The 15778-nt window shown below is 65.2% G+C and carries 16 protein-coding genes; 9 read left to right on the forward strand and 7 right to left on the reverse strand.

Annotated features, from left to right (window positions below; genetic code table 11):
* Positions 1-99 precede the first annotated feature (99 nt).
* Positions 100-2028: a TRAP transporter permease gene (locus QQS14_RS05225; RefSeq protein ID WP_285905858.1), complete on the reverse strand. Its 1929-nt coding sequence runs from the start codon at positions 2026-2028 to the stop codon at positions 100-102.
* A 224-nt stretch (positions 2029-2252) separates the two neighbouring features.
* Positions 2253-3221, reverse strand: coding sequence for a TAXI family TRAP transporter solute-binding subunit (locus QQS14_RS05230; protein ID WP_285905859.1), 969 nt, complete (start codon positions 3219-3221; stop codon positions 2253-2255).
* Positions 3222-3711: 490 nt separating this feature from the next.
* On the opposite strand from QQS14_RS05230, the gene QQS14_RS05235 reads away from it, so the two are divergent.
* From QQS14_RS05235 to QQS14_RS05270, 8 genes are all read left to right on the forward strand, one after another.
* Complete coding sequence (locus QQS14_RS05235; protein ID WP_285905860.1) at positions 3712-4455, forward strand: RNA methyltransferase; 744 nt, start codon at positions 3712-3714, stop codon at positions 4453-4455.
* Between the two features lie 62 nt (positions 4456-4517).
* On the forward strand, positions 4518-5696 hold the full coding sequence (dinB, locus tag QQS14_RS05240) for a DNA polymerase IV (RefSeq protein ID WP_345782785.1): 1179 nt from the start codon (positions 4518-4520) through the stop codon (positions 5694-5696).
* 146 nt (positions 5697-5842) lie between these two features.
* On the forward strand, positions 5843-7126 hold the full coding sequence (locus QQS14_RS05245; protein ID WP_285905861.1) for a hypothetical protein: 1284 nt from the start codon (positions 5843-5845) through the stop codon (positions 7124-7126).
* Between the two features lie 82 nt (positions 7127-7208).
* Positions 7209-7379 carry a hypothetical protein gene (locus QQS14_RS05250; RefSeq protein ID WP_285905862.1) on the forward strand — a complete coding sequence of 57 codons (171 nt, stop codon included), beginning with the start codon at positions 7209-7211 and terminating at the stop codon, positions 7377-7379.
* A 19-nt stretch (positions 7380-7398) separates the two neighbouring features.
* A complete protein-coding gene (gene fliJ, locus QQS14_RS05255; protein ID WP_285905863.1) occupies positions 7399-7839 on the forward strand; it encodes a flagellar export protein FliJ in 441 nt (146 codons plus the stop codon).
* Positions 7826-8503: a MotE family protein gene (locus QQS14_RS05260; protein WP_285905864.1), complete on the forward strand. Its 678-nt coding sequence runs from the start codon at positions 7826-7828 to the stop codon at positions 8501-8503. The genes fliJ and QQS14_RS05260 overlap by 14 nt, the downstream gene beginning before the upstream one ends.
* Before the next feature lie 127 nt (positions 8504-8630).
* Positions 8631-9443: a tRNA pseudouridine(38-40) synthase TruA gene (gene truA / locus QQS14_RS05265; RefSeq protein ID WP_285905866.1), complete on the forward strand. Its 813-nt coding sequence runs from the start codon at positions 8631-8633 to the stop codon at positions 9441-9443.
* A complete protein-coding gene (locus QQS14_RS05270) occupies positions 9437-10372 on the forward strand; it encodes a DMT family transporter (RefSeq protein WP_285905877.1) in 936 nt (311 codons plus the stop codon). Before truA ends, QQS14_RS05270 begins: the two co-directional genes overlap by 7 nt.
* 37 nt (positions 10373-10409) lie before the next feature.
* On the opposite strand, the gene QQS14_RS05275 is transcribed toward QQS14_RS05270, so the two are convergent.
* The 5 genes from QQS14_RS05275 to cbiE form a co-directional block, all read right to left on the reverse strand.
* A complete protein-coding gene (locus QQS14_RS05275) occupies positions 10410-10928 on the reverse strand; it encodes a cache domain-containing protein (RefSeq protein WP_285905867.1) in 519 nt (172 codons plus the stop codon).
* Positions 10929-11030: 102 nt separating this feature from the next.
* Positions 11031-11429, reverse strand: coding sequence for a secondary thiamine-phosphate synthase enzyme YjbQ (locus QQS14_RS05280; RefSeq protein WP_285905868.1), 399 nt, complete (start codon positions 11427-11429; stop codon positions 11031-11033).
* Positions 11430-11437: 8 nt separating this feature from the next.
* The gene (cobM, locus tag QQS14_RS05285) at positions 11438-12223 is read right to left on the reverse strand and encodes a precorrin-4 C(11)-methyltransferase (protein WP_285905869.1); all 786 of its coding nucleotides are present in this window, start codon (positions 12221-12223) and stop codon (positions 11438-11440) included.
* Positions 12223-12762: a 3'-5' exonuclease gene (locus QQS14_RS05290; RefSeq protein ID WP_285905870.1), complete on the reverse strand. Its 540-nt coding sequence runs from the start codon at positions 12760-12762 to the stop codon at positions 12223-12225. The genes cobM and QQS14_RS05290 overlap by 1 nt, the downstream gene beginning before the upstream one ends.
* A 714-nt stretch (positions 12763-13476) precedes the next feature.
* Positions 13477-14721 (reverse strand): precorrin-6y C5,15-methyltransferase (decarboxylating) subunit CbiE, encoded by a 1245-nt coding sequence (gene cbiE / locus QQS14_RS05295; protein WP_285905871.1) that lies wholly within the window; start codon positions 14719-14721, stop codon positions 13477-13479.
* Positions 14722-14868: 147 nt separating this feature from the next.
* Between cbiE and fsa the strand changes: the two genes are divergently transcribed.
* Positions 14869-15516, forward strand: coding sequence for a fructose-6-phosphate aldolase (fsa, locus tag QQS14_RS05300; RefSeq protein WP_285905872.1), 648 nt, complete (start codon positions 14869-14871; stop codon positions 15514-15516).
* Positions 15517-15778: the final 262 nt, after the last annotated feature.

Genomic DNA, 15778 nt, shown 5'->3' on the forward strand with positions numbered 1-15778 from the left:
AAGCGTGTTGACAATGCACCATTGAAAAATGACGGCCCGGATTTCATTGAGGAATCCGGGCCGTCTTCACGGGTCAGGTCAAGGAGGCAAATCCCGGCATCAGGCCACCGAAGGGCCGATCATCCGCTTGAGGGGGCCAAACCAGATGCCGCTGAGCAGCCAGGCGTAGGCAAACACCGCCAATGTGATGATCGGGAACCAGATGGCGATCTCCATACGGGAGGCGTCCAGCGAGAAGGCCGGGACATAGGCGAACAGGAACGGGGCCATGTACAGGAACTTGGCGAACTTGAACGAGGTGAAGGCCGTTCGCCACATGTTGGCCCCGGCGATGGTGGCACCCGCAAAGGCCGCGATGCACACTGGCGGAGTGATGTTGGAATCCTGGGAGAGCCAGTAGACGATCAAGTGGGCGGCCAGCAGGTTGACGCCCAGATGCGTCAGGGCCGGAACGGCCACCACCGCCGTGATCAGGTAGGCCGCCGTGACCGGCACACCCATGCCGAGAACGAGCGAGGCCAGGGCGATGAGCAGGATGGTCATGATCAGGTTGCCGCCAGCCAGGTCGATGACGATGTCGGCAAAGGTCAGCACCAGCCCCGAATAGGTCAGCACGCCGATGATGATGCCGATGACGCCCACCGTGGCCCCGATCTTCAGGGAATTGATGGTGCCCATGCGCGCGGCCACCACGAACCCCTCCAGCTCTTCCTTCATGCCGCCCAGGGTCTGCCTGCGCACCACGAAGACCACCGCCGTGGCGATCAGGCCATACACCAGCAGTATCCGGCCCGTCATGTAGGGCCGAATGGCCGCGGCCACCTCTGGCCCGCCCACCACGGCCATCAGCTTGATCAGCCAGGGACACAGGACAGTGAAGCTCATGACCAGCAGCAGGGTGGGGTCGATGCGCTTGCTCGTGCCTTTGAAGGAGAGGGCGATGCAGGAGGCCAGCCCCACGATGGCCGAATAGCCCGGCGAGTAGCCCGCCAGCATGAACACGGTGATGAGCACCAGCGGCAGGATGTAATGCCACTCCTTCCTGAGAATCTCGCGGGCGCTGTACTTGTAGCGCTCGCCCACCACGTTGTCCTTCTTGGCCTCGTAGTGGACCATGACAAAGACCGAGAAGAAGTACATCATGGCAGGGAAGATGGACACGAGCATGATGTAGGAATAGGGCAGGCCGGTCATCTCGGCCATGATGAAGCCGCCCGCGCCCATGATGGGCGGCATGAACATGCCGCCGATGGAGGCGGCCGGCTCGATGGCACCCGCCACATGGGGCTTGAACCCGGCCTTTTTCATCATCGGGATGGTGAAGGTGCCGGTGGACACGGTGTTGGCGATGGCCGAGCCGGAGATGGAGCCGAACAGCCCCGAGGCGATGACCGAGACCTTGGCCGGGCCGCCCACCTTGTGGCCCACTGCTGCCAGGGGAAAGTCGATGAAGAACTTCTGCGCCCCGCAGCGCTCAAGGAAGGCCCCGAAGAGGACGAAAAGGATGATGTAGGTGGCCAGCACGTTGGCCATGATGCCGAACACGCCGTCACTGCGGTAGAAGATGGAGGTACAAAGGTCCGGAAAGCTCGCCCCGGCATGGGCGACCATCTCGGGCATGTGCTCGCCGTACATGCCAAAGAGCAGCATGGCCACGCCGATGACCACAAAGACATTGCCCACCACGCGCCGCGCCAGCTCCACCCCGATGAGCACGCCGACCATGGCCATCCACTTGTCCAGATCGGTCTCGATGCCGGTGCGGTAGTTGATGGCCTCGAAATTCATGATCCAGTAGCCCACCGAGACCACCGAGGCGGCCATCAGCAGATAGTCGAGGACGCGGAAAACCGGATGGCGGGACTTGTAGACCAGAAAGACCAGCAGGTACGTGATGATGACGTAGATGCCGCGGTGATACTGGGTGGCAGCAGGCTCGAAGACCGCGGACCAGGAGTAGAACAGGACCAAGGCCACCGAGAGGAAGTCAAAGAGATATTGCTCCAGCCTGTGTAATTTGTCGTACATTGGGCACTCGCGACTGCCGCACTGGCAGTTGTTTTATCTGTGATGCCGAGAAATTGCGACCAGTGCCGCATCCTGATGCGGACTGCGGCCGGGCGCACCGACGCCTGCTGCCGCACGACCCGGGGCCGCCACGACAGACCCCCCGCCCACGGCGGGAGGAGGCCGGGAGACGGGCCAGGGCAATGCCCCGGTCCGTCTCCCGGCGATTCACCGTCGGAATCTGCTTACTTGAGGACGCCCATCTCCTTCCAGAACCTCTCGGCACCGGGATGCAGCGGAGTGGCGGCGGGATTCACGCCCCTGAGGCCGTCGGCCACGCTCATGACGTCAAAGCTCTTCTTCTGCTCGACCATGTGCTTCAGGCCCGCGTCGGACCAGATCATCTTCAGCAGTTCGTAGACATGGTCGGCTTCGACGTTCGCGTTGACCACCAGCAGGGCGGAGTCGGAGAAGGAGCCGGTGTCGCGGTCCACGCCGCGATAGGTCCCGGCCGGGATGGTTTCCTTGTCGAAGTAGGGATACTTGTCGAAGTAGCCGGAGGCCTCGGCGTCCTTGAGCACGTCGATGAGGTCGATGTTGTTGGTCTGGGCGGCCATCATCACCGCGCCCGCCGGGGCGTTGGTCAGCAGCCAGAAGGCGTCGAGCTGCTCGTTGCCGAAGGCCTGGGCCGCGTCGTTGTAGCCCATGGCGTTGCGCTCGATCTTGTCCCACACCCCCATGTGGGTGAAGAAACGCTCGCAGTTGGCAAAGGCGCCGGAGCCCGCGTTGCCCACGCCCACCTTCTTGCCCACGAGGTCCTTGGTGGAGGTGATGCCCGCGCCCTTGCGGACCACCAGCTGGGCCGGTGCGCCGAAGAGGTAGCCCGCCACCAGGACATTCTCGTACTTGTTGGGATCGCCGGTCATCATGGCGTTGCGGCCCAGGAAGACCTCGCCCGCATACACGGTGGCGAAATGGACGCGCCCGGCGTTGACGGTGCGCAGGTTCTCGGTGGAGCCGCCCGAGGACTGGGCCTTGATGGAGAAGTCCGGGTTGTCCTTGACCGGATCAAAGACCTGGACGGCGTTGGCCACCACCTGGAACGTACCGCCGGCCGGGCCGCCGCCGAATACGTAGCGCTTTTTGGCCTCGGCCGTGAACGACATGCCGAGCACCGCCACCAGGGCGATGCCCAGAATCAAAAATCGTTTCATGTTTCCTCCTGAAAGAACCGCAGAAATGTTGATGTGGACCGCAACCTCTCTTGTCGGCCATGGCGTGGCCGGACAAACAACGCCCGGCAGGGGGAAGCCCCAACCGGTAGCCTGTTGTGGCACAAAACATCAAATGCTTCAACGCATTTTGCGGATTGGCCTTATGCATCACCACCACCACTGCATAGAGTTCCAATATCATTGTCATTTGACGGAGCGCTCAATCAAAGGAAGACGCCCTGCACAACCGCCACGCCGCCTGACTGACCGATCAGTCACAATCATGCTGCACGGACACCGGCAGACATTTTGCATTGATTGAGCGCTCAATCTCTCCTCGGTGCAGTGGCATCGCCTTCACCGAGGTGCGGCTCCGGCCAAAGAGCAACCTTGCCTGCACGGCCCACGAAGCGCTCTTTGACATCCGGGCGGCCTGTGATACATGGCCGGGGTCCGGGGCGACCCGCAACCCACGCACCTCGGAGGGGGCATGCTCGACGATCTCGCCGTGATCCTGTTTCGGCCCAAGTATCCGGAAAACATCGGTTCCGTTGCCCGCGCCTGCCTGAACATGGGCGTGTCGCAGCTCATCCTCGTGGCCCCGTACAACCTCGACCTGGACAAGGCCCGGCCCCTGGCCACCAGCCACGCCCGCCACATCCTCGACACCGCCCGCGTGGTGAACACCTTGGCCGAGGCTGTGGATGGATTCACCGCGGTGTACGGCACCACGGCCCGCACCGGCGGCTGGCGCAAGGGGATCATGAGCCCGGCCACCCTGGCCGGGACGGTGGACGAGCGGCTGCGCTCGGGCGGGAGGGTGGCCATCCTCTTCGGCCCCGAGGACACGGGCCTGACCAACGACGAAACCTCAATCTGCTCAGGGCTGATGACCATCCCCACCAGCCGCGAGGGCACCTCCCTCAACCTGGCCCAGGCCGTGGTGGTGGTCCTCTACGAGTGCTTCAAGCGCGCCCTGGACACGCCCTTCACCCCGGACGGCCCGCCAGAGGAACGCGCCACCACGGTGCAGGAGCAGGAGGCGCTCTTCGAGAACCTGCGCGAAACCCTGCTGGCCATCGACTTTCTCAAGGACGACAACCCGGACTACTGGATGCTCCCGGTGCGCCGCTTCTTTGCCAAGATCAACCTGCGGCGCAACGAGTTCAACCTGCTCATGGGCGTGTGCCGCCAGGTGCAATGGTTCGTGGACAAGTACGGCCCAAAGAAATAGCCCCCCGCTTCCGTTGCCCACAGCCCCTTAACAAAGTGCCCCCGCAGGGATATGATCGGGCCGTGCAGACCTGGATTCTCCATATCGACATGGACGCCTTCTTCGCTTCGGTGGAGCAGCTCGATCACCCCGAGTACCGGGGCAAGCCCTTGGCCGTGGGCGGCACGTCGGACCGCAGCGTGGTCTCTGCCGCCAGCTACGAGGCGCGAAAGTACGGCGTGCGCTCGGCCATGAGCGTGGTCAAGGCGCGCCGACTCTGCCCGGACATCCTCCTGGTGCCCGGCCGCATGGGCCGCTACAAGGAAATCTCGGGCCAGGTCATGGCCGTGCTGCGCGAATTCTCGCCCACCGTGGAGCAGGCCAGCGTGGACGAGGCGTACCTCGACGCCACAGGCCTTGAGCGGCTCTTCGGCCCCATCGACGAGGTGGGGCGACGGATCAAGGCGCGCGTTCGCGAGACCACGGGCCTGACCTGCTCGGTGGGCGCGGCCCCGGTCCGCTTCCTGGCCAAGATCGCCTCGGACGTGAACAAGCCCGACGGCATGTACATCATCCGGCCCGACGAGATGGCCGACTTCCTGCGCACCCTGCCCGTGGGCCGGATTCCGGGCGTGGGGGCCAAGCTGGCCGAGACCCTGCGGACCATGGGCGCGCGCACCTGCGCCGACATCCTGGCCCGGCCGCGCGAATACTGGGAGCGGCGCATCGGCAAGTACGGCGGAGTGCTCCACGACCGGGCCAGGGGCATCGACCCCGGGGGGGTGACGCCCACCAGCGAGGCCAAGAGCAGCAGCGCGGAAAACACCTTTGCCGAGGATACCTCGGACCGGGCCGTGCTCACCCGCTGGCTGCTGGCCCAGGCCGAGCGCGTGGGCGCGGACCTGCGCGGCCACGGGTACAAGGGGCGCACCGTGACCCTCAAGGTCAAGTACGCGGACTTCACCCAGATCACGCGCAGCCGCACACTGGACGCGCGCACCGACAGCACCGCCCTCATCTTCGAGACCGCCCGCGCCCTGCTCGACCTGCTCGAACTGCGCCGGGCCGTGCGCCTCATCGGGGTTGGCGTGTCCGGGTTCGAGCCGCGCCCCCGGCAGCTCTCCCTGCTCGAAGCGTCCCCGCGCGAGGCCGAGGCCACCAGCGGAATCGACCTGGCCGTGGACGCCGTGCGCCGCCGCTTCGGCAACCGCGCCGTAACCCGGGTGGACCTGCTGGACTTGCGACGCAAACGCGAGGAGTGACCCCGCCCCCCCCCAAAGCCCCCCGGTGGCCACCCGGGCAGGGAGCGACGAATGAACTTGCCAAAAACCGCAAACGTTACTATCTTGTCAAAAGACGTTACCAACCCACCGAACCCGCCCCAGGCGGGGAGGATGACTATTACCGCATGATAAATATTTTCCGTTTTTCCGAGAGCGTTCCCGCCCTGGTTTCCGGCCGCGCCGCCCTCTGTCTGTTCCTTGTCCTGGCCCTGGCCGCCGCCCCGTTTGCGGCCGCGCCCGCCCTGGCCGACGACGAGGAGGGCGGCATCATGGGCGTGAAGCTATCCGTGAATCCCGATCCGCTTGATCAGGCCGTGGAGACTGGCATCGACCATCTCTTCGAGGTGCTGCGCGACCCGGCCGCGCCCTTTGACCAGGGCAAGATCACAGCCATGCTCGACTTCGTGACCTCCATGCAGGACGACCCCAAGGACATCGAGCCCGCCCGGCGCTTCGGCGGCCAGGGCGTGTGCCTGCGCAAGGAGGTGGACACCTCGCTGGACACCATCCTGCGCTACTTCTACAACCCGGACATTCCCAACTTCCTGCTCTGTCCGGCGGTGCTGCGCCTCTCGGGTTGGCACGAAGGCAGCGAATTTCTTACCCGCGAGCGCAAGCTGTGGGACGAACTGCCCACCTTGGGCGAGCCGGTGCTGGTGCGCGGCCGCGAGTTCGAGGTCAACACCCCGGATTCCTTTGCCGAGGCCTACTACCGCTATGATCTCGACCGGCTGATCATCCTGCTCAGGCACCAGGGCATGAACGTGGCCATCTCCATCTCCGAGCAGCCCGACAAATCCGATGTCGGCCGCAAGGGCGCCATCCTCGACGACCAGCAGTGGGACTACTTCTACTCCGACATCGAGGGGCTGAACAAGGGCATGATCGGCTGGATGGACACCTTCATGTACAACTCCGGCTCGGTCCAGATATTCACCGAGCACGATGCGGCCGCGCCCCGCAGCTCGGTCTTCCTGTTCAAGTGGCTCAAGGCGGGCTGGGCAGGCATGAACGTGGTCAAGCGCAGCCATATTTATGACGGCAGCCTGCGCTACGCCCGCAGCTTCAGCAAGGTGCTCGAATCCAAGGCCCTGACCCCGGGCGAGGTGGCTGCTGGCATGCGCGCCGTGGCCGCCCTGCCCAAGGCCGAGGTGGACGCCCAGATCGCCGAGTACGCCCGCAACTTCGAGATCCGCTTCGCCGACAACCCCAAGCTCAAGAAACGGGAGTACGCCAGGGTCATCGCCGACGGGGCCTACGCCGAGGTGCTGGACGCGGACGCGCGCCGCAGCGTCCTCGCCCTGCAAAAGCTCAAGTGCATGATCGGCATGGACGCCCTGCTCGACATGTGCGCCTCGCCCGTGGCCGCCGTGGCCGCCCCGGAGGCGGAAACCGAGCCCGGCAGCTAGCCAACCGGCCGAAACCACGCTATCATGACGGCGCGCTGCATCCCTGCGGCGCGCCGTTTGTCTTCAACCCAAGGAGAGCGCCGTGCCCGCCAGCGAGAGCGAAGCGAAATTCAGATTCTGTCCCCTGCTCAAGACCAGCGACGACAAGATGAAGATGTGCCAGGGCACCATGTGCATGATGTGGCGCTGGACCGACGACTCCAAACAGCTCGGCTACTGCGGGCTGGCCCCCCTGGCCGCCGCCGGGGCCTGACCGATACGGCGGGACACGCATGACCAGACCGTTTTCCTTCAAGCTCCAGAGGGTGCTCGACTACCGCAGCCAGCTTGAGGAGCAGGCCCGGGGAGCCCTGGCCCGCGCCCAGGCAGCCCGCGACGAACAGGCAGCCCGGGTGGCCGACATCGAGTCGCGCCTTGGAGAACATCTGACCCGGTCCGCCGAGGCCAACCGCAACGCCAACGAGATGTGGCTGTGGCGGCAATACAAGGACGCCCTGGAACAGGACCTCTTTCGCGAGCGATCCGCCTTGAGCCAGTTGGAGCACAAATTGCATGTGCGCCGCCAGGAAGCGGTGGATCGCTCCCGGGACAAAAAGCTGCTTGAGAAGCTCAAGGAAACCCAGGCCAGGAAACATCATGCCCATGAGACAGCCCGCGAAGCAAAGGAAAACGACGAGATGGCAACCCTTCGGTACGAACATGAAGATATCTAGGGTTCTGGCCAGCCTCGTCATTCTGGCCCTGCTCAAGCTCGCCGTGTTCGGCCTGCTCAGTGTCGATTCCGTGACGCTCGGCATCGTGCGCACCGTCATGCCCGAAACAGCCCAGGGGCTCGGCGTCGCAGCCGTGGCCCAGGCCCAGGACCAGCCGCCCGCAGCCCCGGCAACCCCGCCCACCCCGGTCGCCGACGAGGCCGACTCGGCCGCCAACCGCGCCGCCGCCCAGGAAACTGCGGCCGACAGTGCGGCCGCCGAGGTGCGCACCGAACAGAACCTGCCAAGCGAATGGCGCGCTCTCAAACGCAAGGAAGAGGAACTGGCCATCAAGGAGCGCACCCTGCAGGAGATGGAGGCGTCCATCCGCGCCGAGGCGCTCAGGGTCGAGAAGCTCCACGCAGAGATCAAGCAGATGCTCGACGAGGCCCAGAACATCAGGGACCAGCGCGTGCGCCAGCTGGTGGACATGCTCGCCAACACCAAGGCCAAGAAGGCGGCCGAGATTCTCCAGTCCATGGACACGGAACTGGCCGTCAAGGTTCTGTCGGGCATGCGCGGCAGGCAGGCGGGCGAGATTCTCTCCTTTGTGGAGGCCAAGAAGGCCGCCGACCTCTCTGAGCGGCTGACCCAGCTCCAGATACCCTTCATGCAGGACCAATAAACCGCACCCCCCTTTCAACCATCAGGGCGGGACCATCCTCGGGATGGCCCCGCCCTTGCCGTTACCGCTCGGAAATTGACGCTTCAAAAACATCGCATCATGGCGTAAGTGAATACCCGGCCCCTTCATGGGCCCTGACACCCGCAACCCATGGGATCGCGCCATGCCCCGCTTCCTGCTCACCCTGGCCTACGATGGCACCGACTTCTCCGGCTGGCAGCTCCAGTCCGGCGACAGGACCGTGCAGGGCGAGGTGGAAGCCGCCCTGGCCGCCATCGCGGGCGCGCCCGTCCGAGTCCATGGCTCGGGCCGCACCGATGCCGGGGTCCACGCCCTGGGCCAGAGAGCCCATTTCGACTGCCCGCAGAGCCGGAGTGCCATCCCCTGGCAGAGCGCCCTCAACGCCACCCTGCCGCCGGACGTGCGCGTGCTCCGCTGCCACCGGGTGGCCGACGATTTCCACGCCCGCTATCACGCCCTGGCCAAGACTTACGAGTACGGCCTGTGGCACGAGCGCACCTTCTGCCTGCCCCAGCGGCGGCGATTCGTCTGGAATTGCGGCCCTCTTGATTTCGCGGCCATGGACGAGGCGGCGCACCGGCTCATGGGCGAGCACGATTTCGCCGCCTTCCAGAACACGGGCACCCCGGTCAAATCCACCATCCGCACCATCAGCGACATCTCGCGCCACCCCGGCCCAACGGCCGAGGAGAGCGTGTGGCGATTCACGGCGGATGGTTTTCTCAAACAGATGGTGCGCAACCTGGTGGGCTGCCTCGTGGCCTGCGGCCGGGGCCGGATCACCCCGGACGACGCCGCCCGCATCCTGCACAATGCCGACCGCGCCCAGGCTCCGGCCACGGCCCCGCCCCATGGGCTGACCCTGATTTGCGTGGACTATCCTGCCCAGGCTCCTGGCACAACAGGGGAAACATCGTGAAGATCATCCTTGTCGGTGTGCTGGCCGCCCTGTTTTTCAGCTCCACCTTTGTCCTCAACCGGGCCATGAGCCTGGAGGGCGGCCACTGGATCTGGTCGGCCAGCCTGCGCTATTTCTGGATGCTCGCCCTGCTGGGGGCCGGGCTCCTCGTCTTCCGCCGCAGCCTGCTGATCGAAACGCTCCGGCTCTACGCCCGCCACTTCGTCTTCTGGACCCTGGCCGGTGGCGTGGGGTTCGGCATGTTCTACGCCCTGATCACCTTCAGCGCATCCTACACCCCGGGCTGGGTGGTGGCCGCCACCTGGCAGACCACCATCCTGGCCACGCCCGTGGTCCTGCTCGCCTTTGGCCGGGCCGTGCCGCTGCGGGCCATGGCCCTGACCCTGCTCATCTTTGCCGGCGTGCTGCTGGTCAACTGGGAACAGGCCGCGGCCGGATCGTGGCGCGACGTGTTGCTGGGCGCGGTGCCGGTGCTGCTGGCGGCCTTTGCCTACCCCTTTGGCAACCAACTGGTCTGGGAGGCGCGCCAGGGCACCCTGCGCCGCCTGCCAAGGCTCGACTCCCCGGCCATGGACGATCCCTTTTGCCGGGTGCTGCTCCTGACCCTGGGCTCGCTGCCCCTGTGGATCATCCTCATCGCCGTGACCACCCCGCCGCTCCCGACCATGGACCAGGTGGCGGGCACCGCCCTGGTGGCCGTGTTTTCGGGCATCGTTGCCACCAGCCTGTTTCTCTACGCGCGACACGCGGCAAAGTCCGCGTCCGAGCTGGCCGCAGCAGACAGCACCCAGTCCATGGAGGTGATCTTCTCCCTGGCTGGCGAGGCCATCCTGCTGGGCGGCGCGCTCCCCGGGCCCTTGGGCTGGCTCGGCATCCTGCTGACCATGCTTGGCCTGATGCTCTACCTGCGCGTCCAGAACGTCAGATAGAACCGTGGCCGCGCCTTGGCTTCGCAACTAGAAACAATCACTCATCTGTTATTTCGGATAGATATAGACCTGACCCGATAATGAAATCCGTGCCCGGGATGGGCATGACATAGCCGAGCTTCTCGTGGCTTCCGGCCGCGTCTGGCTTGTCCCAGAGGTATTCCAGGAACCCGCCCCCGGCCCGCCCCGTGTCCACGATGGCCCGGATGACCGGGAATCCCTTCTCGTCCTCATAGTCGATAAGGGAGCGGCCGACGAGCGCGGGGGTGGAACCATGAGCCACACAGACGCCTTTGGTGTCGTAGACAAAGAAATATCCGGTGTTGTCGGCAAAAAAGCGCGAGGCGGTCACGAACTTGCCGATCACCCGGAGCTGCTCCTCTCTGTCCGCCACCCCCTGGACCTGACCGGCCAGCCCGGTGGCGGCCACGGTGACCACCAGTTCCACATCGCTGCGCGCAGTGCGCGCCCCGGCACTGACCTCGACACTCAGCCCAACAAGACACCACACCGCCAGTGCCACTGCAACAAAAGAATACCGAACCAGACTGGACATGGAACTCTCCGTGTATTGAGGGTGAAACATCAATCCTTGCCCGACCATTCAGCGCCGATAGATTTTGCCCATTTATTTTGGGTTGTCACCCATGGCGAACCGCTACGCCCCGCCCAAAAACTTCACCCACACCTCGCGCGTTCTCGGGCCGTCGAATTCGCAGAAGTAGACCTTCTGCCAGGTGCCCAGCCGGATGTCGCCGCCCTCGGCCATGAGCATCTGGTCGCAGCCGAAGAGGCCCGACTTGATGTGGGCGTCGGAGTTGCCCTCGGCGTGGTGGTAGTCGCCGTGCCTGGGGACGAGCTCGCGCAGGTTGACGAGGATGTCCCGGACCACGTCCGGGTCCGCACCTTCGTTGATGGTCACGGCCCCGGTGGTGTGCGGGCAGTGGAGGAGCAGCAAGCCATCGGTCCAGCCCTGGGCGCGGACGAGGGCGCGCAGCTGCCCGGTGATGTCGAGCATTTCCTCGCGCTCGCGGGTGCGGATGGTCAGGGTTTCCATGGCGTCTCCTAGGTGCGGAACATGTGGGAAAATTCGGGATCGTAGAGCAGGGAGCGGGCGCTCGCCGCATCGTGGCCACCCTGGCCGGGCAGGACCAGGAAGACCGTCTGGCGCGTGAATCCGCGGGCGCGGGCCGTGGGCGCCAGATGGGCCAGATCGGTCTCGGCCACGGCCTGATCGGGCCAGCCCACGCGATGGGCCACGATCACCAGGGTAGCCGGAGCCAGCCCGCCTGCCAGCAGTTCGCGCTGCACGCCCTCTGGGTCTCCGGCCGAAAGATAGACGCACATGGCCGAGCCGTGGGCGGCCAGGGAGCGCAAGGATTCGGCTTCGGGCACCGGGGTCCTGCCCGCCAGCCGGGTCAGGATCAGGGTCTGGGTGACACCGGGCACGGTATAGGACCGCCCGGCCAGGGCCGCAGCGGCACATGCCGAGGTCACGCCCGGCACCACGGCGCAGGATACGCCTTCACGCGCCAGCAGGTCCATCTGCTCGCGGATGGCCCCGTACAGGGATGGGTCGCCGGTGTGGACCCGGGCCACGGAGCCACCCTGGCGCACGGTCTCCATGATCAGGGCGTGGGTCTGGTCAAGGGAGAGTGGCGCGGAATCGACCACCCGCGCACCGGGCCGGGCGCAGGCCACCACCTCGGGCGGCACCAGCGATCCGGCGTAGAGGACGAGGTCCGCCCTGGCGATGAGCCGCTGGCCCTTGATGGTCAGCAGTTCGGGATCGCCCGGTCCCGCGCCGATGAAATGGACCATGCCCATGACATCGCCCTTCCTGTCGTCCATCAGAGCACCCTCCCCAGAAAGGCCGGATTCTGCCGCAGCCCCTGGATGGCGATGCGCGCGCAGGCCTCGGCATCGGACGCGGCGTGGTGGTGGGTGAGGTCGATGCCCAGGTGGTCGCAGACGCAGGGCAGCTTGTTGGACGGCAGCTGCCAGGTGGTGCGCGCCAGTTGCACGGTGCACAGAAACGGCTGCGCCGGGGTTGCGCAGCGCGACTCCCGGCAGCAGGCATTGAGCACGGACTTGTCAAAGGAGGCGTTGTGGGCCACGAGGAAATCCGCGCCCGCGAAGAGCGGCACCAGCTCCGGCCACAGTTGGCCAAAGGCGGGCTGGTCGGCCACATCTTCCCAGAGGATGCCGTGGACCTGGACGCAGAAGGGATTGAACCGCCGCCTGGGCGGCCGGATGAGGCGATACTCGCGGGCCACGATCTCGCCCCGGTCCACCACCACAAGGCCCACGGCGCAGGCCGAATCGCGCTTGGCGTCCGCAGTCTCGAAATCTATGGCAACAAATCGGGTGGTCTCAACGGTGGGTGTCATGGCGCTCCTTGCCTGAAGTTCGTGCCCCCGGGATACACCAAAGGCGTTCTCAGGCCAAGCGGCCCGGCTTGCGATATCAGGGCAAACGCATCGAATAATCGCGGGATGGGACAATCTATTTCCCCCTCAAGGCGTTGACGGGGAATTCGATGTGATTGCCCAACTCTTTTTCCCCTCTCCCTCTCTACGGCCACCGAAGGCATTGCCGGGAAGAGTTTCGTCCCTTCGGGCCGACTTACTTTTGGACCGGAGCGCCCAAAAGTAAGCAAAAACCGCTCGTTATACTGTGATCGGGTCTCCCGCGCCGCGCGCCAGTAACGTCGGCTCGCTGGCGAAACAGTTGGAAGCGTCGAAGACTCCGCTTCCGCCGAGTTTCGCCCGAGACGCAAGCCAACGAACTGGCGCTACGACGCTCCGCCCATTGTCTATCTGCCGTAAGTGAAGTCGAAGATGGTGTGACCAGCGTGGACAGAAAGAAGGCCCACGGAACTGGCGAGGGAAACGGGGAAGACCGAAGCGTATTCCGCACACGCGAGGGTTTCCCCGCTTCGAAGCAACGACGCAATCGGGCCGTCCTTCAGCGCAATACCAGGGGGGCGAGAAGTGGGTGAGCGCAAGGAGCAAGAGCGGGGCGGGGCCGAAGCGTATTTGGCATACGCGAGGGTCCGCCCCGCTCGCAGCGACGAAGCGATCGCCCGCTTATCGCCCCTCTGGTCAGGGTTTTTCGGCCCAGAGGATGAATACTGGGTTTTGCGCCTTGAAGCGCAGATCGCCTGCCAGGGAGTCGGTGGCCGAGGCCTGGAGCTGGGTGACGCCGAAGTGCCAGCCCAGGGATTGGAAGTGGTCCTTGGCCGCGTGCAGGGTGTCGAGGAGGATGCAGTGGATGACCATGCGGCCGCGCGGCTTGAGGCGGTCGCAGGCGATTTCGAGCAGGGTGGTGTCCTCGTTGGAGGGGCCGCCGAGGCCGCCGCCGATGAAGACGCGGTCGGGCCGGGGCAGCCCTTCGAGGCAGTCGGGCATGGTGCCGAGGACCACGTCCACCAGCCATGCGCCGGTGCGGCGGATGTTTTCGCGGATCATGGCCGCGCGGGTCTTGTGGCGCTCCACGGCAAAGACGCGGCCGCGCCGTGCGAGGTGGGACGCCTCGATGGAGACCGAGCCGCAGCCAGCGCCGAGATCCCAGATGGTGGAGGACGGCTCCACGTTGAGGTGGGCCAGGCCGGTGGCGCGCACGGGCAGCTTGGTGATCAGGTTCTTCTGGTGCAGGTAGAAATGGTCGGGAATGCCCAGGGTCAGCTCGATCTCGGGCGGGTAGAGCCGCTCCAGGATGACCAGGTTGAGGGGGGCGAACTCCATGCCCCAGGTCTCTGGCAGGGCCAGGGGGCGGATCTGCTCCTGCGGGGTGCCCAGGTCTTCGAGCACGGTCATGGCAAAGCATTCGGCCCCGCGTTCGAGCAGGGCGCGGGCCACCTCGGCCGGGGTGTTTTCGGCATCGGTGAACACGGCGATGAGATCGGCGCGGACCAGGGCGGCGTAGAGGGGCGAAAAGTCGTCGCGGCCGTGCAGGGAGACGAAGTCCATGGCCTGCCAGGGCAGGCCGAGCCGGGCCGCGGCCAGCTGCACGGTGGAGAGGTTGGGCTCCACGATCAGGTTTTCGCTGCCCAGTTCCTCGGCCAGCCGCTTGCCGATGCCGAAGAAGAGCGGGTCGCCATCGCAGAGCACGACCACTGTGCGGCCCTTGGACGCGGCCTTGCGGATGGTGTCGAGCACGGGGGAGAGATGGCCGGTGATGGGCAGCCGCTCGGCTCCCTTGGGAATCAGATCGTCCGGGCAGGCGGCCAGGAGGCGCTTGCCGCCCGCCACAATATCGGCGCGGGCCAGCACCTCGCGGGCGCGGGGCGGCAGTTCGAGGGAGCCTGGGGCGAGCCCGATGACGTGGACAGGATGTGTGGTCGGCATGGTGGCCAATGTATCCAAAATACGGGCCGTGGGAAAGGGGAATGGGCAGGCCGTTGCCGCACTGTTTGACCCCTTGGCAGATTGTGCTATGGTCGGTGCAAATCGAGAAAGGTCAATGGGTTGTCACCACGTCGCCAAGGAGGATACATGCGGTTTTTTCTGGATACGGCCAATGTGGAGCAGATCCGCGAGGTGAAGGAACTGGGTCTGCTTGACGGCGTGACCACCAACCCCACCATCATGGCCCGCGAGGGGGGCGACTGGCGCGTGCAGGCCGAGCGCATCTGCGAGCTGGTGGACGGCCCGGTGAGCCTTGAGGTGATCGCCACCACCCATGAGGAAATGATCAAGGAGGCCAAGGACCTCGTGTCCTTCGGCGAAAACGTGGTGGTCAAGATTCCGCTGATCGCCGAGGGGCTCAAGGCCATGCGCGAGCTTGGCGAGCGCGGCATCCGGGTCAACGCCACCCTGGTCTTCTCGCCCGCCCAGGCGCTGCTGGCGGCCAAGCTGGGCGCGGCCTATGTCTCGCCCTTCGTGGGTCGGCTCGACGGCCTCTCCCAGAGCGGCATGGAATGCGTGGAGCAGATACGGACCATGTTCGACAACTACGAGTTCGGCACGGAAATCCTGGTGGCCAGTGTGCGCCACCCCATGCACGTGCTCGATGCGGCCCTGATCGGCGCGGACGTGGTCACCCTGCCTTACGCCACCCTGACCCAGCTCATCCGCCACCCCCTGACCGACTCCGGCCTGGCCGCCTTCCTGTCCGACTGGGAGGCATTCCAGAAGGGGTAGGGCGGGCCCCTTCGGAAACCACACATTCGCACACGGGGAGGGGCCGCTGGCGGAGTGATTCGCCAGCGGCCCTCACGGCATTCACATCCGACACAGGAGGAACAGGACTAAATATACAAATGAATCGGGCGGATAGCATGTAGATATATCATCAAGGGCGATATTTGCTGCTTGACACTTGCTCTTTGGGTCTTATCTCTTTCGCGTTCTGGTTTCAGAACAAATGTTTTTCAAGGAGGTATACATGTCTTTGAAAACATTT

Origin of the sequence: Pseudodesulfovibrio pelocollis (assembly GCF_030282845.1) — a bacterium.
GTDB lineage: Bacteria > Desulfobacterota > Desulfovibrionia > Desulfovibrionales > Desulfovibrionaceae > Pseudodesulfovibrio > Pseudodesulfovibrio pelocollis.